Here is a 24,496-nt window from a genome sequence, read left to right on the forward strand (position 1 = left end):
GGAAGGCGAGGACCGGCCCGTTCGACCGATCAACTACTCGTGACGCTCTCGCTGTTGGTGGTGAAGTTCAGGCCGCCGGACGAGGACGTGATCTCGAAGCCGAACTGCAGGTCTCCGATGGTCACGTTGCCGAACCAGCCCTTGGTGTCCTTGATCCACTTGAGGATCGGCAGGATGTCGACCGTGCCGGAGGTCGAGTTGGAGGTGCGCAGGAACGAGAACACGTCGTTGCTGCCGTTGTTGCCCTTGTAGACGGTCCAGGTCGAACCGCCCAGCGTGAGGGTGCCCTGCGAGGTGCCGAGGGCGCCGACGGCTCCGGTCTTGTTGACCCAGAGCATGATCTCGTAGTCGTAGTTGGTGTCCCAGATGTCGTACGACGTGTTGTACGCGCCGGACGACGGCACCGTGACGTTGTAGCTGCTGGTGAGCGAACCCAGCGAGGTGATCGACTTGTTGATCACCTTCTTGGCGTTGGGGTAGGACTTGATGCCGCTGGTGTTGGGGTGGTTGGCGTTGACGCCCCAGTTGGTACCGGAGTTGGCCCAGATGCACTGGCTGCCGGCGCCGGAGCCCCAGATGTTGTTGTAGAGCGTGTAGCCGTTCAGGGTAGTGGTGCCCCACTGGTCGCAGGAGCTCCAGACGGCGGCGGAGGCCGGGGCCGAGGCAAGTGCGACGGTGGCGCCGAGCGCGAGTGCGGGGGCGAGAACGGCCGTAAGTGCGCGGCCCAGCTTGCGTGTTGCCATGGTGTCCCTTCCATGGGTGGGGGGAGGTGCGAGTGGTTACCGCGCCCCCAGGGTGAGGACGCGGTCTTCTCCGGCGACGAGGTCGAGCGGCTCCGTGTCGGAGGAAGTCCGGAGTTCGACGCGGTGAGTGCGGGAGGGGCGGACGACCGCTGTGGCGGAGTGGGGTGTCCAGCTCAGGTCGACCTCCGCCCCGAACCTCGTGCGTACGCCGGTGAGTTGACCGTGCGGATACGCCGCCGACAGCGCGGGCAGCAGCACCAGCCGGTCCGGGGTCGACTGCACGAGCGACTCGACGAGCACGCCGGGCAGGGTGTGCGCGGCGTCCGCGTTGTAGACGTCCCGGCTCGGGTAGTGCGCGCTCATCAGCGAGGTGTGGAAGAAGTCGCCGTCGAGGACCTGGCCGAGGGCGTGTGCGACGCGTTCGCCGTCGCGGAGGCGGGCGGCGACGAGCGCGTGGTGGAGGTGTCCGTGCGCGGAGTCGTTCTCGGCGCCCCGGAGTTGGAGCGCGCGGTGCGCGGCTGCGGCCAGCTGCGGGGTGTCGTACGGGTTGATCTCGTCGAGGGGCCAGACACCGTAGAGGTGACTGAGGTGGCGGTGGTCGTAGGTGTCGTCGAGGCCCGGCCACGCCCATTCGGCGAGGGCACCGTCGGCGTTGACGCGGTGCGGGGGGAGCCGGTCGGCGAGGGCGCGCCAGCGGCGGGCGTCCGGGGTGCCCGGGTGGTACGCGGCGGCTGTGTGGAGGGCGTGCCGGGCGGCGGAGAGGTCCATCGCCGCGTTGATGGCACCCCAACTGGCGTTCGCGGGACGGTTCTCGGGCGAGTAGGAGGGGACGACGACCAGGTTCCCTTCCGGGTCGCTGCGGCTGAGGAAGTCCTCGTAGAACAGGGCGACTTCGGCCAGTGCGGCGGCGGTGCGCGGGTCGCGTACGCCGCGTGTCTCGTCGTGATCGACGAGCGGCTTCAGCAGCCAGTCCGCTCCCGCGGTCCACAGGTGCAGCGGGTACTCACGGCTGAAGTGGTACGACAGTCCGGACTCGCCGTCGGTGTGCGCGGGGGCGACGACACCCCGGGCGCCGAAGACGGCACGGGCGTTCTCCCGCCAGTCACCGAGCTGACGCTGAATCAGGGAGGCGAGGGCGCCCGTGACTTCGGGCAGGGCGACGCTCGCGGCGGAGGCGGTCTGGAGATTGAGGTTCGCGTCATTGGTGAACGCCCCGGACCAGGCCGTGTTCCAGTCACCGGTCCACAGTCCCGTGAGGCGGGGTGGGAGCAGGCCGCTGGAGGAAAGGAGGTGATAGCGGCCGGCGGCGAAGAGCCGTTCGAGGAGGGCGGGGCTGTGCGGCCGCTTCAGCAACTCGGTGCCCGGGAGGGCACGTTCGGCTTCATCGGCATGGAGATCGAGGGTGACGCGAGCGTAGGCCGCGCGGTGGAGGGCGAGATGGCGGTCGCGGAGGGCGTCGTAGGGCTGCTGCCCGTCGGCGAGCAGCTCCCTCAGCGCGCGGGTCTCTTCTACGACGTCCAGCTCGCCGGCGTGGCGCCGGACTCGGGTGAGGAGGAGGACGCCGGTGGCCCCGACGACACGAACTCCCGGTGAGGTGAGCCGTGTTGCGCCACAGGTGACCACCGCCAGGGTGACTCCGGTGTACGCGCGGTCGCTGTCGGGGTAGCGGACCCGAAGGGTGAGGACGGCGCCGTCGGGGGTGAGGAGGGTGCCGTGATCGATACCCAACCCGGCGGGGGCGCCCGGGAGTTGGTGATCCTGGGCGAGATCGAGGGTGAGTTCGGGGGCCGTGACGTACTGGACGATCACGTCGTCCGCTCGGGAGACGAAGACACGGCTGCGCCAGTCGTCACAGCGGGCGTCGACCTCACCGGTGGTGAAGTCGACGGAGCGGCGGTAGTCGCGTGACTCGCCGGACGGCCTTCGTAGCCGTAGCTGGAAGGCCGGGTGGAAGGGCTGGACCCACTGGAGCGGGCGGTCGTCCGTGAACTCCTCGGCAGCGGTGAGGTCACCGGCGAGCAACCTGGCCTGGAGGGCGGGGAGTTCGGCGGCGAGGTGTGGAGGCCGGGCGTGTTCGGCGCCGTTCGGGCGGACGAGGGTGTGGTGGCTGACGATGACGCGATCGTCGTTCGGATCGCCGAACACGAGGGTGCCGTGGTGACCGTTGCCGCTGAGGTAGGCGTCCTCCCAGCGGGTGGCGGGGAGGGGTTCCCAGGTGGTGTGCGCCGGACGGCCGGTCATGGTCGCAGCACCGCCGCACCGTAACGACCGAGGGTGACCTCGCCCTCGACGGTCTCGCCGGTGAGCAAGTCACGGTGAGTGCCGGGGACTTCGAAGGTGACCGGTTCACGGCCGTGATGGAGCAGGAACAGCAACTCCCCGCGGCGTACGGCCTCGACACCCAACGGAAGCCCGGCGAGCACCGGCCGGACCCCCGCGTCGGTGGCGACACGGGCGAGCAGCGCGCGCAGCGCGTGGGGTTCCGGGAGCGTCGAGACGTACCAGGACCTGCCCCTGCGCAGGACGGCGGGGAGGCCGTCCAACTCCCCGCCCTTGTATGGAATTACCTCGTCGACGATGTCGTCACCGGGTTCGATCTCCTCCGACCAGAGCGTGCCGCGGAAGCCCTCGCACTCGACGGTCTCGCCCGCGTCCAGCGGCCACCACTCGTGCAGCGTGCGGATGCCGAAGAGTTCGCGGAGGCGAGAGTCCATGCCGCCGGGCCGTACCCGGTCGTCCGCGTCCGCTGTGCCGGTCAGGAAGCCGGAGACGAGGGTGCCGCCGCCGCGTACGTACGCGAGGAGGTTGTCGATCGCGGCGTCCGTGAGGAGGTAGAGCTGCGGGAGGACCACCAACTTGTACGCGGACAGGTCGTGTTCGGGGTGGGCGAAGTCGGTGGTGAGGTGGGACTCCCAGAGGGCGCGGTGCCAGGCGCGGACCACCTCGGGGTGGTCGACCTGGGTGGAGAGGCGGCCGTCCTGTGCGCCCGCCCACCAGGCGTGCCAGTCGTGCAGGATCGCGATGTCGGCGGTGATGTGAGTGTCCGTCACCTCACCTCCGATGCGCGCCAGTTCGGCGCCCAGCTGCTTGACCTCCTGGAACGTGCGGCCCCGCTCCCCCGCGTGGCTGAGCATCCCGGAGTGGAACTTCTCCGCGCCCTGCCGGGATTGACGCCACTGGAAGTAGCAGACGGCGTCGGCGCCGCGCGCCACGGCCTGGAGGGACCAGAGGCGGTTGAGGCCGCGCGGCTTCGGGTGGTTCACGCCGCGCCAGTTGACCGCTCCGGCCGCCTGCTCCATGAGCATCCAGGGGCCGCGCGCCTGCGAACGGGTCAAGTCCTGTACGAGGGCGGCGCTTTGGGCGCCGAGAGGATCGCGCGGATCGGGATACAGGTCGACCGAGACGACATCCTCCTCCTCGGACCAGCGCCACCCGTCCTGCCCCACCCACAACGGCATGAAGTTGGTGGTGACCGGGATGTGCGGGGTGTGCCGGCGGACGATGTCCCGCTCGGCGGTGTAGCACTCCAGGAGCATGTCGGAGGTGAAGCGCGAGAAGTCCAGCGCGTGGGTGGGGTTGTTGAGGTAGTGGGCATGGCGCGGGGGCAGGACGCCGTCCCAGGTGTCGTAGCCCTGGCTCCAGAACGCCGTGCCCCAGGCCGAGTTGAGGGCTTCGAGCGTCCCGTACTTCGTGCGCAGCCAGCGGTGGAAGGCGACGGCGGCCTCGTCGCCGTAGTCGTAGGTGCAGTACTCGTTGTTGATGTGCCACATCGTGAGGGCGGGGTGGCCGCCGTAACGGGCGGCCAGGGCCTCGGTGATGGCGGCTGCGTGGCTGCGGTAGACGGCGCTGGAGTGCGAGAAGTGCTGCCGTCCGCCCCACCATTCGATACGGCCGTCCGCGTCGCGGGGCAGGGTCTCCGGGTGGAGGCGGCCGAGCCAAGGGGGCGGGGAGGAGGTGGGGGTGGCAAGGACGACGCCGATGCCACTGCCGTGCATCAGGTCCATCAGCCGGTCGAGCCAGCCGAACTCCCTTGCGCCCGGCTCGGGTTCGAGCCTGGCCCAGGAGAAGACACCGAGGGTGACGGAGTTGACGCCGGCGTCCTTCATCAGCCGGACGTCCTCGTGCCAGGTCTCCTCGGGCCACTGCTCGGGGTTGTAGTCGCCGCCGAAGAGGATGCGACCGCGGGTGGTGTCACTGAGCCGGGGCATCAGATCTGCTCTCCGTACTGGATGCCACGCCCGTTGGTGGCGAGGTACACCCGGCCGTGAACGCGCGGGTCACCGGCGATGGCCTGCCCGGTCCAACCCCACTGGTGCTGGTCGTCGTTGATGCGCACCCAGGTCTTCGCCTCGTCGTCGGAGCGGTAGACGGCGGTGATGGTCTCGGTCGAGCCGACCTGGTAGACCGCCGGGTAGTCGGCGCCGGGGGCGGGTCTGCCGAAGCCGAGGGTGTACGAAGCCCAGCAACTGGCGACCTTGGCGAAGCTCACGCCCCCGTCGACGGACCGGTAGAGCCCGTTCCACTTGACGCTCAACCACAGGTCACCGGACCTGCCGGGCGCTGCGGCGAGCTGGAACTGACTGTCCCCCGCGGGCAGCCCGCTCGCACGCGCAGTGAACGAGACGCCACTGTCAGTGCTGGCGTATAGCGTTCCTGTGTCGGTGTCGTATGCGTAGAAGAGCGTCGGGTCGGCCGGGTCGGCGACCGGCGTGGCGCCCTTCGGGAAGGAGGAGACCTCGGACCAGGTCGTGCCGTTGTCCGCCGAGCGGTGGGCTGCGTACTTCGTGCCGTCCCAGTGCACGAAGGACCACAGCAGCGTACTGCCGTCGGCGCTGGTGGCGATCGGCCCCGGCGAGTCGTGGGCGAGGGAGGGCTGGGCAGCGAAGGGCGCCCAGGTCCGGCCGCCGTCGCCCGAGTACGCGCCGTTGCCGTTGTCGCCCCAGCCCGTGCGGACGACGTACGACGGCCTGGCCGCGGCCTGCGCGATTCCCGTCGCCGACCCGAACACGGGGTTCGTCGCCATGCCGCGCGACGGAGACGCCGTGAGCCGCTCGTGGTACATCACGCCGATGTCCCGCGAGGCGCTGATCAGGTGCGCCTCCCCGACCGGGGGCGAGATCAGCTGGATCACGGACGTCTCCTCCAGGCCACGGATCCGCGGCGCCCAGTGGGTGAGGTCACGGGTGCCGTAGAGGGTGGCGCCGGTGCCGTAGACGACGTGCTTCGAGTCGTACGGGTCGACGGCCACGACCTGGATCCACCAGCCGAACTTCGGCTGGTCCGCACCCCACTTGAGGAAAGGAGTCTCGGACACGTCGAAGACGGCGGCGTCCTTGAGGGACGTCCAGGTACGGCCGCCGTCGGTGGTCCGGTACAGGGTGTCGACGGCCGCCCAGCGGTTGTTGGTGGAGACGACGACGGTGCCGGCACGACGGGCGTCGACGGCGACTCCGCCGTAGCCGAAGGTGTCGGTGGACCCGTCGGCCGTGGTGCCCCCCGGCACGACCGGCGTGACATCCGTCCAAGTCCCGCTCACGACAGCCAACTTGTGCACGCTGCCGGTGGACTGGCCGTTGGGCCCGGGGGCGTCGGCGTACGTCACGTACAGCTCGCGGGCGCGGGCGTCGTACGCGGCGCGGATCGGGACCTTGGCGGAGGTGCCGGTGGGCTGCGCGGGGACGGCCGTCCAGGTGGTGCCGTCGATGGTGCGGTAGAGGTTGACGGCGCTCACGGTCCCGTCGCCGTCGCCCCACCCGGCGTAGACGGCACGGCCGACGGCGACGAGGAAGGTGACGCCCTGCCCGGAGGCGTTCGCGGTCGCCGGGAACCCGGTCGCTGCTACCCAACTTCCGCCCCGGTCGGTGGACTTGAGCAACCCGTCGTGCCGGGTGCCGAGCCACAGGGTGTCACTGTCACGCGGGTCGACGAGCAGCCGTTCCCCTGCCCCGCGCCCGTCCTCGTTGCCGCCCAGCTTCACGCCGAGGTCGGTACGGGTCCAGGTCGCGCCGCGGTCCTCGGAGCGGAGGACCGCACCGTTGCCGGCCCAGGACTGGGCGTATGTGCCGACGGCGAGGTACAGCCGTTCCGGATGCGCGGGGTCGACGGCGAGCGCCTCCACACCGAGCAAGTTCCAGTCGTCCCACCCGAGTTGGTCGGTGAGGGGGGTCCAGCGGGCGGTCCGGTCGTCCCAGCGGTAGGCGCCACCGATGTCGGTACGGGCGTAGGCGAGGCCGCGGACGGAGGGGTGGAACAACACACCCGTGACGAATCCAGTGCCTCCAATTACGGCATTGCGCCAGCGGTAGGAGGGGGCGTCCGCCGCATGCGCTTTCGCGGCGAGGCCGGGCACGGTGGTGAGCGCGGCGCCAGCCGCAGCCCCGGCAAGAACGGCCCGGCGGCTCAGTCGGGACGCAAGCATGCACATACCTCGCTGTATGAGATGGGGTAAGGAGAGATGCTTAAGGGGCGCGGGGAACTGCGCGACCAGCCACAACGCACTCGCAGAAAACTACGAACTCATCCCTTGACGGCGCCCGTAAGCATCCCCTTCTTGAAATGCCGCTGCACAAACGGCGAAAGCACAGCCACCGGCAACAACGCCATCACCATGACCGCCATCTGCACGGCAAGCCCGGACAACTCCCCCGTCTTGATCGCCTGCCCGAGCCCCACCGGAGCCTCCTGCTTCTGCACCAACTGGATCATGACGTTCTGCAACGGCATCATGTCCTGGTCGTTGAGATACAGAGACGCGTTGAACCAGGCGCTCCAATACCCCACGGCGTAGAACAGCGTGATGACAGCCAGCACCGCACGGGACAACGGCATCACGATCTGCCACAGAATGCGGAAGTCACCGGCACCGTCGATCCGCGCGCTGTCGACGAGTTCCTGCGAGATCCCCATGAAGAACCCGCGCAGTACAAGGATGTTGAAGACGCTGAGCGCGCTGGGCAGGATCAACGCGAGATAGCTGTCGGTCAGGCCGAGCGACTGGACGAGCAAATACGTCGGAATGAGCCCGGCGCTGAAGAACATCGTGGCGAGCATCATCATCAGAATCCACCGGTGCCCCAGCGACCCGATGCGTGAGAGGCCGTACGCACACAGCACGGACACCGCCATCGAGAACGCCGTACCGACGACGGTGATGAGGATGCTGATGACCGCCGCGCGGGTGACCTGGCCGCCACTGAGGAGTTCCTTGTAGGCGATGAAGGTGATGCCCTTGGGCACCATGACCAGGCCGCCGGCCTGGTCGATGGTCTTGCGTGAGGAGAGGCTGGTGACGAGGACGATCCACAGCGGGAAGAGGATGGCGAGGCAGGCGAGCGTGAGGACGAGTCCCTTGCCGGCGAGGCCGACCTTGCCGGGTTCCTCCTCCCAGGTCGGCCGAGGTGGCGCGGCCCACCTGCTCGGCTGCCGCACAGGCTTGTCGATGACGGCGGTCACTTCTTGTACACCCCCTGCTCGCCCATGAGGTGGGCCACTTTGTTCGCGGCGAGGACCAGGCCGAGGCTGATCACGCCCTTGACGAGTCCGGCGGCGGCCGCGTAGCCGAAGTCCTGGTTGCGGACGCCGTTCCACCAGACGAAGGTGTCGAGGACCTCCGCCGCTCCCGGCCCCACGGCGTCGCGTTGGAGCAGGATCTGTTCGAAACCGACCGTCAGCGCATCACCCACGCGCAGGACGAGCAACAGCGCGATCACCGGTCGTAGCGCGGGCAGCGTGACGTGCCACATGCGGCGCCAGCGCCCGGCGCCGTCCATCGCGGCGGCCTCGTACAGGTCGGGGCTGACGGACGACAGCGCGGCGAGGAAGACGATGATCCCCCAGCCGGCGTCCTTCCACACGCTCTGCGCGGTGATGAGGAACTTGAACGTGTTGGGGTCGGTCATGACGTCGATGCCGTCGAAGCCGTGTTGCCGCAGGAGTTGCGAGAACAGCCCTGCCCCGCCCAGCAGTTGCTGGAAGACGGCGATGACCAGCACCCAGGAGAAGAAGTGCGGGAGGTAGAGGATCGCCTGTGAGAGCGCCCGGACCCGGGGCCTGACCACGCTGTTGATGAGCAGTGCGAGCAGGATCGGGATCGGGAAGAACAGGATCAGCTGGAGGAAGAACAGGACGAGTGTGTTCTGTACGGCGCTCCAGAAGGCGGAGTCCGCGAAGATCTGCTGGAAGTTCTCCAGGCCGACCCAGGGGCTGTGCAGCATCGAGATGATGCCGTTGTCGCTGACGTAGGGGTCGTAGTCCTCGAAGGCGACGATGTTGCCGAGGATCGGCAGGTAGTTGAAGACCAGGATGAGCAGGACGGCCGGCAGGGTCATCAGGAGCAGGACGCGGTCGCGTCTGAACCTGAGCCGCAGGCTCACCTTCCCGCCGGGACGTTTCTGCCGGGTGCCGGTGGCGCCGCCGGACGCCACCGGGGTCTTCCCCGTCGTGTCGGCCTCGGTCCTGCTCCGAGGCACCGTGCTGTGGGACACGGCCGTTCTCCTTGCCTCGGTACCCGGTCAGCTCGTCGCGGTGCCGTTGTCGTCGAGCAACTTCTGGTACCAGGCGCGGAGTTGGTCGCCGCCCTTGCTCTTCCAGTCGGAGACGGCCTGCTGCATGTCGCTGATCTTCTTGCGGCCTCGGGTGATGTCGTCTTCCAACTGCTCGAAGTCGTTGCCGAGGTTGGTGTAGCGGGAGGGCTCGGTGATCATCTGTCCGTAGAAGCTGGACTTCTTGGTGAAGGCGCCCATCCGCTGCTGCCACTCGACCTGCGCCTTGGCGACCTCGGGGAAGTCGGGGTGCGCGATGGTCGCGGCGGGGCTCGCGACCATGACGTAGGCGTTGATGACCTCGTTGTTGCCCTGGTCGGTCTTGGTCGGCACACCGTCCTTGACCGTGTAATGGGTGCCTTCGACGCCGTAGTTGGTGAGCATGTACTCCTTCGTGCCGTACGGCGCGGCGGTCACGTTGGCGACGGCCAGCACGTCACGGATCACGGACTCGGAGGCCTTCTTGCTGATGAAGGCGAAGATGCCGGCGGGCTGTTCGGCCCAGAGGTTCGGGGCGCCGCCGTCGTGGCCGAAGATGTCCATGCCCCAGATCTTGTAGGCCGGGTTCTGGGTGGCCTGTTCGGCGGTGCGGCTCCACCACTGCGAGATGTTGTTGGCGTAGATGAGGAACTCGCCGGCCGCGAACTTGGGGCCCGGGTCGGTGGCCGCGCTCTTGCCCAACTTGGCGTCCGGGTGGACGTATCCGGCGGCGAAGAGCTTGCGGGTCCACTCCAGCGCTTCGAGGTACTCCTGGGTCTCGATGCGGTTGATCAGCTTGCCGTCGACGACGTTCCATTCGAGCGGCTTCTCGCTGCCCGAGAGCACGCCGAAGGACTGGAAGGCGGTCCACTTCATGTCGAGGCAGGCCCACCGCTTGGCCTTGGCGTTGGTGATCTCCTTGCACAGCGCCGTGAACTCGTCGGCGGAGGTGGGGACTTCGTACCCCTCCTTGTCGAAGATGTCCTTGCGGTACAGGGGCACGATGCCGGTGACGTACGGGGACGGCTGCGGCAGACCGCGCAACTTGCCGCCGAAGACGGAGCGTTGCCAGGCGTCCGTCGGGATCGCCGCAAGGTTCGGGTACTGCTTGATCGCGTCCCCGGAGAGGTAGGGGCCGAGGTCGGCGAACTTGCTGATGATGGCGCTGGGTATCTTGCCGCCCATGTTCCAGCCCGGGACGACCACGACATCGGGGATGTCGCTGGAGGCGAGGACCGCGCCGAGCTTCTGGTCGTAGGTGTTGCCGTCCTGGTTCTGCCACTCGACGTCGACACCGATCAGGGCGTTCATCGCCTTGTAGTAGGCGTTGTCGCTCTTCGGCGGGGAGCCCCAGAACGGCGACATGACGGAGACCTTGCCGCCCTTGCCGAGCTTCTTCGGCACCGAGGTCTTCAGGGTGGCGAGGTCGAGCTTGCTGGTGAAGCCGAGCGCGGAGCCGTTCTTCGCCGGGATGTCGGGGCTGACCACGTTGCTGGCCGCGTACGCCGGCAGCAGCTTCTTGACGCCCTTGCCCTCCGAACTGCCCCCGCCCGAGCCGCTGTCCGAGGCCCCGCAGGCGGAGAGCAGCGGTACCCCTCCCGCCACCGCTGCGGCGGCGACCGCCGTGGAGGCGAGGAAGCTTCTCCGGCTGGGAGCGGAGGCGGCGGAGGCGTTCGGCGTCATTGCGTCAACCCTTCATGGCGCACCAGGACACCCGGCGGTGGAGCCGTCGGCTGCGGTGTCTTGAGTGGAACAGAGCACTTAGTCGAAGCGCTTCGATGTTGCTGCGAGGTTAAGTGAACACCCAAGGGTGCACAAGGGTCGCTCCCAAGATTCCTCCGAGGTGTGAGGGGTGACCTGTCCTTATGCGCTGCTTGAAATAACGGTGAAGGTCTCTTGACACCCACCCCTGCGTCGAATCAGCATCGAAGCGCTTCGAAAGAGCCGCGCCGCTCCATCCCAGGGGGAACCCCACGTGACCGCACAAACGCCGCCTACGCCGCCTTTCCGCGATCCGCAACTGCCGTTCGCGAAGCGCATCGACGATCTGCTGTCCCGGCTCACCCTCGACGAGAAGATCGGATTTCTGCACCAGTTCGCGCCCGCCGTGGAGCGCCTCGGCGTCGCCGCGTTCCGCACCGGCCAGGAGGCCCTGCACGGCGTCGCGTGGATGGGCCCGGCGACGGTCTTCCCGCAGGCGGTGGGCCTGGGCGCGACCTGGAACGAGGATCTCGTACGGCGGGTCGGCGACGCGGTGTCCAAGGAGACCCGCGCGATGCGCGCCCGCGACGACCGCGTCGGCCTCAACGTGTGGTCCCCGACGGTGAACCTGCTGCGCCACCCGCTGTGGGGCCGTAACGAGGAGGGCTACTCGGAGGACCCGAAGCTGACCTCGGCCATCGCCACCGCGTACACGCGCGGCCTGCGCGGCGACCACCCCACGTACTGGCGCACCGCGCCCGTCCTCAAGCACTGGCTGGCGCACAACAACGAGACGGGCCGCGACGTCTCGTCGTCCTCCGTCCGTCCGCGCGTGCTGCACGAGTACGACCTGCGCGCGTTCCGCGAGACCGTCGAGGCGGGTGCGGTGGCGGGCGTGATGCCCGCGTACAACCTGGTCAACGGCCGCCCCAACCACGTCTCGCCATACCTCCGCGAGCACCTGCGCACCTGGACCGACGAGGACCTGCTGGTCTGCTCGGACGCGGGCGCGCCCTCCAACCTGGTCGATTCCGAGCACTACTTCGACACGCACGAGGAGGCCACCGCGGCCTCGCTGCTGTCCGGCGTGGACAGCTTCACCGATCACGGCACGGACAGCTCGAAGATCGTGGCGCGGGTCCAAGGCGCCTTGAAGCAGGGCCTGTTGACGGAGGCGGACATCGACACGGCGGTCCGCCGTCAGCTCTCGGTGCGGTTCCGGCTCGGCGAGTTCGACCCGGCGCACGACCCGCACGCCGACATCCGGGACTTCGACACCCCGGCCCACCGGGCCCTCGCCCAGGAGGCCGCCGAGCAAGCAGTCGTCCTCCTCAAGAACGACGACGACCTGTTGCCCCTCGCCCACGACACGCGCCTCGCCGTCGTCGGACTGCTCGCCGACGAGTGCAAACTCGACTGGTACAGCGGCACGTTGATCCACCGGTCCACTCCGCTGGAGGGCCTGTACGAGCGGTTCGGCGCCGAGCGCGTCGAGTTCGCGGAGGGCGTGGACCGGGTCAAGCTGCGCACCGCCCAAGGCACCTTCCTGCACGTGCCGTTGACGGAGGTGACCGACGAAGTGCGCGGCGCCGAGGGCGCGTTGGACCCGGCGCTCCTCGCGGGCCGCACCGACCTCCCGCCGCTCACCACCGACCCCACCGGCACGGAACTCGCGCTCGTCGACTGGGGCGAGGGCGTCCTCACCCTCCGCGCCCCGGACGGCCGTTACCTCTCGGTCGCCGACGACGGCTACGTCCGCGCCTCCGCCGACCAGCCCGGAGGCTGGGTCGTCCAGGAGACATTCCGCCTGGAACCCCACGAGAACGGTCACCTCCTGCTGCACATCGGTACGGGTCGCCACGTCTCTGTCGCCGCCGACGGCGTGAAGGTTGCCGAGGAAGGCGGGGAAATCTTCGAGTTGGTGGTCGCCGAGCGCGGTGAGGACGCGGTGGCCCGGGCCGCGGAGGCGGCGGACGTGGTGCTCGTCGTCGCGGGCAACGACCCGCACATCAACGGCCGTGAGACCGAGGACCGTACGACACTCCAACTCCCCGCCCACCAGCGGCGCCTGCTGCGCGCGGCCCGCGCCGCGAACCCGAACACGGCGCTGGTGTTGGTCTCCGCGTACCCGTACGCGGTCGACCCCGCCGGCCTCCGCACGATCCTGTGGACCGCCCACGGCGGCCAGGCGGCGGGCACCGCCCTGGCCCGGGTCCTCGCCGGCGACGTCTCCCCGGCGGGCCGTCTTCCCCAGACCTGGTACGCCGACGACACCGACCTGCCCGGCCTCCTCGACTACGACGTGATCGGCGGCCGGCAGACGTACCTCTACTTCGAGGGCACCCCGCTGTTCCCGTTCGGGCACGGCCTGTCGTACGCGTCCTTCGACTACGACGACCTGACGGCCCGGCTCGAACTCGGTGCGGTGCACGTGCAGTTCACGGTCACCAACACGGGCGACACGACAGCCGACGAGGTCGCGCAGCTGTACACACGCGCCGCTGACCCGTCGGTCCCCCGCCCGCGCCGCGAACTGACCGCACACCGCCGCGTGACACTCGCCCCGGGCGAACGGACGGAACTCTCTTTCCAAGTCCCGCTGTCCGCCTTCGAGTTCTGGGACGTGGCACGGGGCGGCCGACGCCTCGAACCGGGCGCCTACGACCTCCTCGTCGGCGCCTCCAGCGAGGACATCCGCCTGCGTACGACGGTGCCGCTCGACGGCGAGCCCGCCGCACCCCGCGCCGTCCTCCGACACGGGCTGGACGCGGCCGACTTCGACGAGCAGTCGGGCGGCGAGATCGTCGACCGCACGAAGTCGGCGGGCGACGCGGTGACCCCAGTGGGCGGCGGCACGGCCGAACTGGTCTACCGGCACTGCGACTTCGGCGCCGGTGTCACGGAGGTGACCGTGGAGGTCGCGGGCGAGGGAGTCGTGGAACTCTCCCTGGACGGCGGCCCGGCACTCGCCGAACTCGCCCTGCCCGCACCGGCATCGGGCCCGTACGACTACCTCTCCCTGGGCGCCGGGATCGTCGCCGAGGGCGTGCACGACGTGCACCTCAGGCTGCGTGGGCCCCTGCGGCTCGCGCACGTCGGCTTCTCCGGCTGAGGGTCCGGAAGCAGGTCGACGAGAAGGGGCCCGGCACCGGAAGGCATCGGTGCCGGGCCCCTTCGGGGAGGCTATATGAAAATGGATCCCATTAGCTAGAGCTGTTGGGTGAGAGGACGGTCAGAGCGCGAGCCCCGTGAGCACCAGCACCCGCTCGTAGGTGTAGTCGTCCATCGCGAACTTGACGCCCTCGCGGCCGACACCGGACTGCTTGGCACCGCCGTACGGCATCTGGTCGGCACGGTAGGACGGGACGTCGCCGATCACGACACCGCCGACCTCAAGGGCACGGTGGGCGCGGAAGGCGACCTGCACGTCGTGGGTGAACACTCCTGCCTGGAGGCCGTACTTGGAGTCGTTGGCGGCGGCGAAGGCGGCGGCCTCGCCGTCCACCTTCGTCACGGTCAGCACCGGTCCGAAGACCTCCTCGCAGGAAATCGTCGTGTCGGCCGGTACGTCCGTCAGCACGGTCGGCACGTACGAGGCGCCGTCACGCTTGCCGCCGGTGAGGAGGGTCGCGCCGGCGTCGACGGCCTCCTGGACCCACGCCTCGACGCGCTGCGCGGCGGCCTCGCTGACCAGCGGCCCGACGTCGGTCTTGGCATCGCTCGGGTCGCCGGTGACCTGGGCCTCGACGGCGGCGACTATGCGCGGGAGCAGCCGGTCGTAGACGGCGGCGTCCGCGATGACCCGCTGCACGGAGATGCAGGACTGGCCGCCCTGGTAGTTGGAGAAGGTGGCGATGCGGGTCGCGGCCCAGTCGAGGTCGGCGTCGGAGGCGTAGTCCCCGAGGACGACGGCCGCGCCGTTCCCGCCCAGCTCCAGGGTGCAGTGCTTGCGCGGCACCGAGTCCATGATCGCGTAGCCGACCTTCTCGGAACCGGTGAAGGAGATGACCGGCAGGCGCTCGTCCTGGACGAGGGCGGGCATGTGGTCGTTGGCGACCGGCAGGATGCTCCACGAACCGGCGGGCAGTTCGGACTCGGCGAGCAGGTCGCCGATGATCAGGCCGGAGAGCGGGGTGGCCGGGGCCGGCTTGAGGATGATCGGCACGCCGGCCGCTATCGCGGGGGCGATCTTGTGGGCGCAGAGGTTCAGCGGGAAGTTGAAGGGCGCGATGCCGAGGACGGCACCCTTCGGGAAGCGCCGGGTGAGGGCGAGCCGGCCCTGGCCGCCGGCGTCGGTGTCGAGGCGCTGGGCCTCGCCGCCATTGAAGCGCCGGGCCTCCTCCGCGGCGAACCGGAACACGGACACGGCACGGCCGACCTCACCACGCGCCCACTTGATCGGCTTGCCGTTCTCTGCGGAGATGAGCTGCGCGATCTCCTCGGTGCGCTCGACGAGACGCCGGCTGACGTGGTCGAGGGCGGCGGCGCGGACGTGGGCGGGGGTCGCGGCGAACTCGTCCCGTACGGCGTACGCGGCGGCCACCGCCTCCTCGACCTGGGCGTCGGTCGGCACGCTGACCTTGCCGACGAGGCGTCCGTCCCACGGTGAGGTGACGTCGAAGGTGTCCTCGCCGGTGGCCTGGCGGCCGGCGAGCCAGAAGGCGTGGGTGACTGCCACAGTTTCGTTGGGCATTGCGTGTGCCGGCCCTTCCGCGTTGGGGGTGCTTGTTCTCGGTGGTACTCAGTGCTGCTCGGTGCTTCTCGGTCAACGGTAGGTGCGGGGACGCGGGGGTGCGTTTGTCCGGGGCGTAGCAGTGCCGGGCCGGGACACTCCAGTTCGGCAGATGCCGCCTACTCCGCCTCGGCCGTCGCCTTCAGCGCGAGCCACAACTCCATCCGTACGTCCGGATCGTCCAGGGACCGCCCGAGGATCTCCTCGACCCGCCGCATCCGGTACCGCAGGGTGTGCCGGTGCACCCCGAGGTCCGCCGCCGCCGCGTCCCACTGCCCGTGCCGGGACAGCCACGCCCGCAGCGAGGCGACCAGATCCCCGCGCCCGGTGGCATCGTGCTCGGACAGCGGCCGTAGCAACCCGTCCGCGAAGGCGCGCACCGCGTCGTCGGCGAGCAGCGGCAGCACGGACCCGGCGGCCAGCTGCTCGTGCTCCACGAACACCCGCCCGCGCCGCCGGGCCACCGACAACGCCTGCTCGGCCTGTTTATAGGCCGCCGCCGCGGCGGCGGGCCCGGCGGGCGCCGAGAGCCCCACGACCAGTTCGGCCTCGTCACCGCCACCACCGCTCCCGCCCTGTTCCCGCCCGCTCGCGGCCCGCTCGGTCTCCAGTCCCGCCGCGTACTCCCCGCACGCCGTGACCGCCGCGCCTCCGTCGAGGGCCAGCACCACCAGCCGTTCGGGACCTTCCGGTACGACGAGGACGGCCTCCCCGGAGCGCGCGGCGGCCGACTCCACGACCTCGGCGAGCCCGTCCAAGGGGTCACCGTCCGCCGACTCCCCCACGATGATCCGGAACGGCGCGTCGAGAAGCCCGCCGTACAGCTCTCCGGCGACCGCCCGAGCGTGGTCCGGCTGCCCGGCGAGCAGCAGCCGCAGCACCGCCGCGCCGATCCGCTGCTCGGCGGCTTGGAGGGACCGCGAGCGTTCCGTGGTGAGGGTCAGGAGCGCGATGGCCGAATGTACGGCGTACCGCTCCGCCGTACCGAGCGCGGCGGCCGTACCCACCGCGAGGGCGGCCCGGGGCCGTCGTCCGGTGCCGAGGGAGTGCAGCTCGACCCGGTCCTCGTTGTCCGGCCCGCCGACCACGGACGAGGCCGGCGCGGGCCGGTCCCGCAGCCGCTCCACGTCCGCCGTGAGCCGGGCGGCCCGGCGGCCCGCCCACTCCGGTGCGGCGGCGACGACGGCGCCGGACGCGTCGTAGAGCGCGGCCCACCCGTCGACCTGTGCGGCGAGCGCGGCGAGCAGTCCCTCGGGGCCGTCGGTGAGTGCCTGCCTGGTGAGCTCGCGCTGCGCGGCGAAGCCGGCGGTGACGGAACGGTACTGGTCGGCGGCGATCGCCGCGGAGACGGCCTTGCTGATCGCGATGAAGGGGGTGCGCCGGGGTACTTCGAGGAGCGGCAGCCCCTCTTCCTCGGCAGTGTCGACCAGCACCGCGGGAATCTCGTCGTAGTTGACCCCGACGGCGAACCCGAGCCCGACGACCCCCGCCCCCACCAGCCGCTTCACATACCGCCGCATGGCCTTCGCGTCCTCCGCGTCCAGCTTCAACGCGGTGGTCAGCAGCAGTTCCCCGCCCTCCATGTACGGCACCGGGTCCGCCAGCTCACTGACATGCGCCCACCGGACGGGCACGTCCAGCCGGTCCTCGCCGGCGCGCACGGTGAGCTTGAGCGCGGAGTGGTGGACGAGGGAGGCGAGCGTGGGGGGCATGGTGCCTTCAGGTCGGAGACGATCCGTAGAGGAAGAGCAAGGAAGATCAGGCGCGAGCGATCATGACGATCTTTTGGCCGCCGCGTATGAACGACCTCTCCCGATTCTGCCTCACCGTACGGTCACCACGCCCCCGTATGTCCGGTTCAGAGCCCCGGCCCCCGCAGATCCACCAGCAACGGCGGCGCGTGCTCCCCCTTCACACTGGTCAGCGACAACACCGCGTGGCCGGCCGGGACACCGTGCGCGAGTTCGGACGCGGACCAGCGTTCGCGCTCCACCTGGCGGACGGTGACCGCTTCCGTGGTCACGGCCTTGCCGGTGATCAGCTTGCGGAGGGCGTGGATGGCCCGGGTCATGGGCTGGTCGGCAAAGACGGTGTGCTTGGCGACATCCGTGGTCTCCACCCACTCGGTGCCCCATGCCTGCGCGAACCGGCTGCCGTCCCAGGTGGTGACGCCCGCCAGGGCCATGCGGCAGCCGACCGCGCCGTACAACGGGCCGTGCAGGTTCTCGGGCACGTCGCCGACGGTGCGCAGCGCGAGGACGACACCCGCGTCCTCGGAACGCAGCCTCTGGATCCGGCGCAGCGACTCGGTGGTCACCGTGCCGGTGGCGTCGTCGAGGACCAGGCAGGCGAAATGCCCGCGCTTCCGGCCGCGCGCCACTGCGGCGAACTGGGCGAGGATCAGCCGGGTGAGCAGCCTGGCCGCCTCTTCGTGCCCATGCTCGGGCAGGTCGATACGGACGCGCAGCGGATGATGGGCGACGGCTCGCAGCGAGAACGGTCGTACGGCCGTGCCCTGCGCGCCGAAGAAGTCGGCGAACGTCGGGCGGTCGAGCAGTGCGAGCCGGTCGGCAAGCGCCTGGCCCGGGTCGTTGCCGGCGTCGGGGTGGCGGGTACGGGCGTCGAGTTCGCGGCGCATGACGGCATGTTCGTCGCCGGTGAGGGCCGCCCGCAGCTCCGCCAGGTTCCGCGGCTCGCCTTCCAGGAGTTCACGCAGCACGGGCAGCGTGGGGAACCTGCCGTAAGCGGCCCGGTACGGCCCGAGGAGCTGGGCCAGGACGGTGGCGGCGCGCTGGGTGCCGACCGTGTCGAGGTCACCGGTCAGGGCCTCGGCAAGCAGGGCGGCGGCCTCGTCGGGGTCGTCGGACTCGGCGTACGGGTCGAGATCGTGGACGGAGGCCGGGTCCCCGATACGGACGACCACGTCGAACGCGTCGTCCGGGCCCAGCTGCGCACCTGCCTCGCACACCACGACGACGGCGCAACGGCCGGTGAGTGCCTGCAAGGCGAGGTTCTCGACCAACGGCCGCACCACGTGCCGAGTCTTGCCGGAACCGGAAGGGCCGACGACAAGCAGCGAGGTTGCCAGGGTGTCCGGGCCGAGCGCGGTGCCGGCGCCGCGGTAGGCGAGCGGGGTGCGCTCCCCCGGAACCCAGGTCCCGATCCGCACCTGACCGGCGAGCAGGTCGTGCCGCGCGGTGCGGCCGGGCAGGTCACGGGAGCCCGAGGGGTGCGTCCACGCACCGCCCGCGGTGCGCAGCACGGTCTGGGTGAAGGATGCGAGGTCGCCGGTCCGTCGGGCCCGCTTCCAGGCCTGCTCGACGCGCGCGCAGTCCACGTCGTTCATCCGCCCCGCCTGCACCGCGGCGGTGAGGATGTCGGCGGCCTCGAACTGCCCCGCCTCCCGCAGCTCGGGCCAGTGCGCCCGTGACCCGGCGGCCGGTGCCTGCTCGGCGACGGCCGTCGGAGCGGCGGTGCCGCCCGCGCCGTACCGCTCCCGGACGAGCGGCAGCCAGCCGCCGATACGGGCGAACGGCCAGACCAGCAGCACGCCGATGACCACGTAGAGCAGGTTGCCCATCAGCGGCGTGGAGATGAAGTCGTAGCCGCCCGGGAAAAGGTCGATGAGGTGGTACAGCGGACCGGCCACCGGAAGCGCGTTCCAGCCGACGGCAGAGGGGAAAGCGCTCGGGATCACGACCAGGTTCACGGCGACCACGGCACCCAGCAGGGCAAGCAGCGCCCGGGCCGGCTGCGCGCGGCGGGTGACCAGGTGCCGGATGATCTCCGGCCAGCTCCCCAGGCGTGCCATGCCGTAGACCAGGATGGCGAAAAACACGCCGTCGGCGACCGCCACGGCCTCGACGCCCTTTCCCTTGGGCGTCGTGGTGCCGGCCCACCACCAGTCGTTCGGTGTGAGCACCCTCAGCAGTGCCCATTGGTAGGGGATGCTGCCGTGCTTCCACAGCGACCACAGCACCATGCCCACGACGAGCGGGACGACGACGCCGACGATGGTGATCGGTGACAGCCGGTCCGTCTTCCGCTCCGGCTTGGGCACGCGGTATCCGAATCGCCAGATACCGGGTCCCGCGGCGGGCCGGGGCTCGTCCAGCCAGTCGGCCACAGCGGGGCCGACCGCGCTCGGTGCGTGTGCCGGCCTCGGCGGTACGGCGCGTTCCCCCGGCGTGTCCACCGGCCCCGCCGGACGCGGCACAGGATTCGCATGCGTACCCCGCGCGTCCCGCGTCCCGTCGCTGTCCATCGTCCTCGCCCTCGCCCCTTGACCAGCCGTTCCGTACACCGTCAGCGAGTCAATCTAACGCGCCCACAAGGGGAGTTCACCGCTTACACGGCCGGACCGCCACACTCCCCCGACCGGGCCGCCATGTCCACCACGGACAAGCCGACCGGGCGACACCGCCCACATGGAGCATGCCCACCCCCGGTCACCCGCCCTAGCCTGCGAGAAAGGAAGAAAGAAGAAAAGCGTCCGCACCACCCCAGGAGCCCCTCATGACCGCACTTCCGCAGGAGCGCCGCGTCGTCACCGCCATCCCCGGCCCGAAGTCGCAGGAGCTGCAGGCCCGCCGTATCGCCGCGGTCGCCGCCGGTGTGGGCTCCGTGCTGCCCGTGTTCACCGCGCGCGCGGGCGGCGGGATCATCGAGGACGTCGACGGGAACCGGCTCATCGACTTCGGTTCCGGCATCGCCGTGACCTCCGTCGGCGCCTCCGCCGAGGCCGTCGTACGCCGTGCCTCCGCGCAGCTCGCCGACTTCACCCACACCTGTTTCATGGTCACGCCGTACGAGGGGTACGTGGAGGTCGCGGAGGCGCTGGCCGAGCTGACCCCGGGTGACCACGCGAAGAAGTCCGCGCTGTTCAACTCCGGCGCCGAGGCCGTCGAGAACGCAGTCAAGATCGCGCGGGCCTACACCAAGCGGCAGGCCGTCGTCGTGTTCGACCACGGGTACCACGGCCGGACCAACCTGACGATGGCGCTGACCTCGAAGAACATGCCGTACAAGAACGGCTTCGGGCCGTTCGCGCCCGAGGTGTACCGCGTCCCGGTCGCTTATGGCTACCGTTGGCCGACCGGTCCGGACAACGCCGGTGCCGAGGCCTCCGCGCAGGCCATCGACATGATCAACAAGCAGATCGGCGCCGACAACGTCGCCGCGATCATCATCGAGCCGGTCCTCGGCGAGGGCGGCTTCATCGAGCCGGCGAAGGGCTTCCTGCCGGCGCTGAGCGAGTTCGCCAAGGCCAACGGCATCGTGTTCGTCGCCGACGAGATCCAGTCCGGGTTCTGCCGTACCGGGCAGTGGTTCGCGTGTGAGGACGAGGGTGTCGTCCCGGATCTCATCACGACCGCGAAGGGGATCGCGGGCGGGCTGCCGCTCGCCGCCGTGACCGGGCGCGCCGAGATCATGGACGCCGCGCACGCCGGGGGGCTGGGTGGTACCTACGGCGGCAACCCGGTCGCCTGTGCCGGTGCGCTCGGGGCGATCGAGACCATGAAGGAGCTGGACCTCAACGCCAAGGCCAAGAACATCGAGGCCGTGATGAAGGTCCGGCTCGGGGCCATGGCGGAGAAGTTCGACATCATCGGCGACGTGCGCGGGCGCGGCGCGATGATCGCCATCGAGCTCGTCAAGGACCGTACGACCAAGGAGCCGAACCCGGAGGCGACCGCCGCGCTCGCCAAGGCCTGCCACCAGGAGGGGCTGCTGGTCCTGACCTGTGGCACCTACGGCAACGTGCTCCGCTTCCTGCCCCCGCTGGTCATCGGGGACGACCTGCTGAGCGAGGGGCTCGACATCATCGAGCAGGCGTTCGCACGTATCTGAGCCACTCCGAGCCATGCACTCCCGCGCACCCCTGCCACATGCAACTCGCAGCTCCCACACAGGAGTTGGGACCCTTGCGCCCCACCAGCCCCAACACTTTCATCCACCATGGATCCGGGGCCGGGGCGGCGGGCGTCAGGCCGTGTGAAGAAGGTGTGCGGGGTGCATGACGGGACCCGATTCCGCCTGTCTTCCCTCGTGTCACTGCCGTAGGTTCTTTCCAGATGAGAGATACACCCCGCCCACAGGGGACTGTGGGCGATTTCAGGCCGGGGCCTCCCCAGCTTCGACCTGGTCGTGCCCTCGCGCACACAACAGGAGCCTCTGGCTCCGAATCTCCTCACCGATCGGACAGTCGCCCGCCCCAAACCCCCCGGGGCGGCCGGCCATCCGATCCGGACGGCCGGCCTGGAGCTACCCCCCCTGCTCCAGGTCGGCCGACCTCCTTTTTCTGGCTGCTTCCCGCCCTTCCCGCGCTGCTCTTCGCGCTGATCACCTGGCAGATCACAGCCGACGGCCCCCTCCGCCGCCTGGACACCCGCCTCAGCCGCGCGCTCGTCCACCCGGACCGGGCCTCCGAACTCCTCGCCGACCTCGGCAACATCCAGGTCGCGGTCCCGGTTCTCGTCGTAGCTCTCGTCTACGTCGCCTGGCGCGGCCGTGCCACAGGTATCGACCGCTGGTGGCTGCCACCCCTCGCGGCGGCCGTGCTGATGGCCCTCGTACCGGCGATCGTCGTCCCCCTGAAGGAACTGATCGCCCGCGGCGGCACCCCGGCGGTCCCGCCCGGCACCGGCTACTACCCCTCCGGCCACACGGCCACCGCGATGATCGCGTACGGCTCCGCGACCCTGGTTCTCCTCCCTCGGCTCCGGACGTCGTACGCCCGCCGCGGAGCCGTCATCCTCTGCGCGCTGCTCGTGGCCGGCGTCAGCTTCGGGCTGGTCCGCCGGGGCTACCACTGGCCACTGGACGTCGTGGCCAGTTGGTGCCTCGGGACCGTGCTGCTCACTTCACTGCGGCTCTTCCTCGGCCGCTTTCGAAACGACCCTCAGCCGAAGTAGCCGTCGAAGGTCTTCTGGAACTCCCAGTTCGAGTACCGGTCCCAGTTGATCGACCAGGTCATCAGTCCGCGCAGGGCGGGCCAGGTCCCGTGGGTCGTGTACGAGCCGCAACTCACCTTCTTCGTCAGGCAGTCCAGGGTCTTGGTGACCTCGGCGGGGGCGACGTAGCCGTTGCCCGCGTTGACCGACGCCGGCATGCCGATGGCGATCTGGTCGGGGCGCAGGGCCGGGAACATGTTGGTGGTGTCGCCCGCGACCGGGAAGCCCGTGAGCAGCATGTCCGTCATCGCGATGTGGAAGTCGGCGCCGCCCATGGTGTGGTACTGGTTGTCGAGGCCCATGATCGGGCCCGAGTTGTAGTCCTGGACGTGGAGCAGGGTGAGGTCGTCGCGCAGGGCGTAGATGACAGGCAGATACGCGCCGCACCTCGGGTCCTGGCCGCCGAACTTGCCGGTGCCGTAGAACTGGTAGCCCATCTGCACGAAGAACGTCTCGGGCGCCATGCTCAGCACGAACTTCGCGCCGTACTTGGCCTTCAGGGTCTTCAGGGCCGCGATCAGGTTGACCACCACGGGAGTTGTGGGGCTCTTGAAGTTCGTGTCGCTCGCGTCGAGCGAGAGGGAGTGGCCCTCGAAGTCGATGTCGAGGCCGTCGAGGCCGTAGGTGTCGATGATGTTGGAGACCGAGGAGACGAAGGTGTCCCTGGCTGCCGTCGTGGTCAGTTGGACCTGGCCGTTGGCGCCGCCGATGGAGATGAGGACCTTCTTGCCCGCCGCCTGCTTGGCCTTGACGGCCGCCTTGAAGTCGGCGTCGCTCTCGACGTTCGCGCACTCGCTGACCGGGCAGCGGTTGAAGCGGATGTCGCCCGAAGTGGCGGAAGTCGGCTCGCCGAAGGCCAGGTCGATGACGTCCCAGCTGTCGGGGACGTCGGCCAGGCGCGTGTAGCCGGAGCCGTTGGCGAAGCTCGCGTGGAGGTAGCCGACGAGGGCGTGGGTCGGCAGGCCGGAGGTGGGGCCCGAGCCGGTGGAGGTCGTCGCGGTGACCGCCGTCGACTTCGCGGACTCGCCCGCGTCGTTCACCGCGGTGACCTGGAAGCTGTACGCCGTCGCCGCCGACAGGCCGCTCACGGTGGCCGAAGTGCCGCTCGCCGTCTGGACTTTCACCCCGTCACGGTAGACCGCGTAGCTCGTCGCGCCGGTGACGGCGGACCAGGAGAGCGCGACGGAGGACGACGTCACGGTGCCTACGGCCAGGCCTGTCGGGGTGCTTGGCGGTTGGCCCACGTCGACTGCCGGGCCGGTGAGGGAGATGTCGTCGGCGTAGTAGGCGCCGGTGGCGTACCAGCCGTGCGTGTAGATCGTGACCTTCGTGGTGGACGGGCCGGTGCGGAAGCTCGTCGTCAACTGCTGCCAGTCGGGGGCCGATTGGGTCCACGTGGAGACGTCGGTGGTGCCGGTGCCGCTCGCGCCGAGGTAGACGTAGCTGCCACGGACGTAACCGGCGAGCGAGTAGGTGGAGTCCGGTTTCACGGTCACCGTCTGCGCGCACTGGGCGTAGTCGTTGCCGACCGGGGTCGCCTGCAACGCCGAACTGCCGCCGTGCACGGGCGACTTGACCGTCGTACCGCTGTTCGCGGTACAGGACCAGCTGTCGAGGCCGGACTCGAAGCCTCCGTTCTTCGCCAGGTCCGCGTCGGCCGCACGGGCGGCCGACGAGAGCGCGGTGATGCCGGACACGGCCAGGGCCACGGTCGCGAACACGGCAAGTACAGGTCTGGAGCGGTCCACAAGTGCCTCCGGGCATGGGGGATTTGGAGGGGTGGAGCGCGCCCAATTTGGTCCAGACCAATTCGCTTGTCAAGACCTCCGATACCCGGAGCCTCGCATG

General features: G+C 69.9%; 14 protein-coding genes. 3 read left to right on the top strand and 11 right to left on the bottom strand.

Features of this window, described 5'->3' with window-relative positions:
- Positions 1-29 precede the first annotated feature (29 nt).
- From AB0I69_RS18640 to AB0I69_RS18670, 7 genes are all read right to left on the bottom strand, one after another.
- A complete protein-coding gene (locus AB0I69_RS18640; protein ID WP_363096724.1) occupies positions 30-743 on the bottom strand; it encodes a hypothetical protein in 714 nt (237 codons plus the stop codon).
- A 36-nt stretch (positions 744-779) separates the two neighbouring features.
- Positions 780-2,984 carry a glycoside hydrolase N-terminal domain-containing protein gene (locus AB0I69_RS18645; protein ID WP_363096725.1) on the bottom strand — a complete coding sequence of 735 codons (2,205 nt, stop codon included), beginning with the start codon at positions 2,982-2,984 and terminating at the stop codon, positions 780-782.
- Positions 2,981-4,951 (bottom strand): beta-galactosidase, encoded by a 1,971-nt coding sequence (locus AB0I69_RS18650; protein ID WP_363096726.1) that lies wholly within the window; start codon positions 4,949-4,951, stop codon positions 2,981-2,983. Before AB0I69_RS18650 ends, AB0I69_RS18645 begins: the two co-directional genes overlap by 4 nt.
- Positions 4,951-7,161 carry a 1,4-beta-glucanase gene (locus tag AB0I69_RS18655; RefSeq protein WP_363096727.1) on the bottom strand — a complete coding sequence of 737 codons (2,211 nt, stop codon included), beginning with the start codon at positions 7,159-7,161 and terminating at the stop codon, positions 4,951-4,953. The genes AB0I69_RS18650 and AB0I69_RS18655 overlap by 1 nt, the downstream gene beginning before the upstream one ends.
- A gap of 98 nt (positions 7,162-7,259) precedes the next feature.
- Entirely contained in the window at positions 7,260-8,195 is a 936-nt protein-coding gene (locus AB0I69_RS18660) for a carbohydrate ABC transporter permease (RefSeq protein ID WP_363096728.1), read from the bottom strand.
- Positions 8,192-9,226: an ABC transporter permease subunit gene (locus AB0I69_RS18665; protein ID WP_363096729.1), complete on the bottom strand. Its 1,035-nt coding sequence runs from the start codon at positions 9,224-9,226 to the stop codon at positions 8,192-8,194. The genes AB0I69_RS18660 and AB0I69_RS18665 overlap by 4 nt, the downstream gene beginning before the upstream one ends.
- 27 nt (positions 9,227-9,253) lie before the next feature.
- On the bottom strand, positions 9,254-10,945 hold the full coding sequence (locus AB0I69_RS18670) for an extracellular solute-binding protein (RefSeq protein WP_363096730.1): 1,692 nt from the start codon (positions 10,943-10,945) through the stop codon (positions 9,254-9,256).
- A 292-nt stretch (positions 10,946-11,237) separates the two neighbouring features.
- Between AB0I69_RS18670 and AB0I69_RS18675 the strand changes: the two genes are divergently transcribed.
- Positions 11,238-14,075, top strand: coding sequence for a glycoside hydrolase family 3 C-terminal domain-containing protein (locus tag AB0I69_RS18675; RefSeq protein ID WP_363096731.1), 2,838 nt, complete (start codon positions 11,238-11,240; stop codon positions 14,073-14,075).
- Positions 14,076-14,195: 120 nt separating this feature from the next.
- Here AB0I69_RS18675 and AB0I69_RS18680 read toward each other — a convergent pair whose 3' ends face one another.
- From AB0I69_RS18680 to AB0I69_RS18690, 3 genes are all read right to left on the bottom strand, one after another.
- On the bottom strand, positions 14,196-15,641 hold the full coding sequence (locus AB0I69_RS18680; protein ID WP_363097115.1) for an aldehyde dehydrogenase family protein: 1,446 nt from the start codon (positions 15,639-15,641) through the stop codon (positions 14,196-14,198).
- 173 nt (positions 15,642-15,814) lie between these two features.
- Positions 15,815-17,407 carry a PucR family transcriptional regulator gene (locus tag AB0I69_RS18685; RefSeq protein ID WP_363096732.1) on the bottom strand — a complete coding sequence of 531 codons (1,593 nt, stop codon included), beginning with the start codon at positions 17,405-17,407 and terminating at the stop codon, positions 15,815-15,817.
- A 146-nt stretch (positions 17,408-17,553) separates the two neighbouring features.
- Positions 17,554-19,959 (bottom strand): ATP/GTP-binding protein, encoded by a 2,406-nt coding sequence (locus AB0I69_RS18690; protein WP_363096733.1) that lies wholly within the window; start codon positions 19,957-19,959, stop codon positions 17,554-17,556.
- A gap of 251 nt (positions 19,960-20,210) precedes the next feature.
- On the opposite strand from AB0I69_RS18690, the gene gabT reads away from it, so the two are divergent.
- Complete coding sequence (gene gabT, locus AB0I69_RS18695; RefSeq protein WP_363096734.1) at positions 20,211-21,545, top strand: 4-aminobutyrate--2-oxoglutarate transaminase; 1,335 nt, start codon at positions 20,211-20,213, stop codon at positions 21,543-21,545.
- A 254-nt stretch (positions 21,546-21,799) separates the two neighbouring features.
- Positions 21,800-22,609 carry a phosphatase PAP2 family protein gene (locus tag AB0I69_RS18700; protein WP_363096735.1) on the top strand — a complete coding sequence of 270 codons (810 nt, stop codon included), beginning with the start codon at positions 21,800-21,802 and terminating at the stop codon, positions 22,607-22,609.
- Here the strand turns inward: AB0I69_RS18700 and AB0I69_RS18705 are convergent.
- Positions 22,597-24,396 (bottom strand): glycoside hydrolase family 18 protein, encoded by a 1,800-nt coding sequence (locus tag AB0I69_RS18705; RefSeq protein WP_363096736.1) that lies wholly within the window; start codon positions 24,394-24,396, stop codon positions 22,597-22,599. The two genes, AB0I69_RS18700 and AB0I69_RS18705, sit on opposite strands and share 13 nt — an antisense overlap.
- Positions 24,397-24,496 lie beyond the last annotated feature (100 nt).

The organism is Streptomyces sp. NPDC050508 (genome assembly GCF_040655155.1).
Taxonomy (GTDB): Bacteria; Actinomycetota; Actinomycetes; order Streptomycetales; family Streptomycetaceae; genus Streptomyces.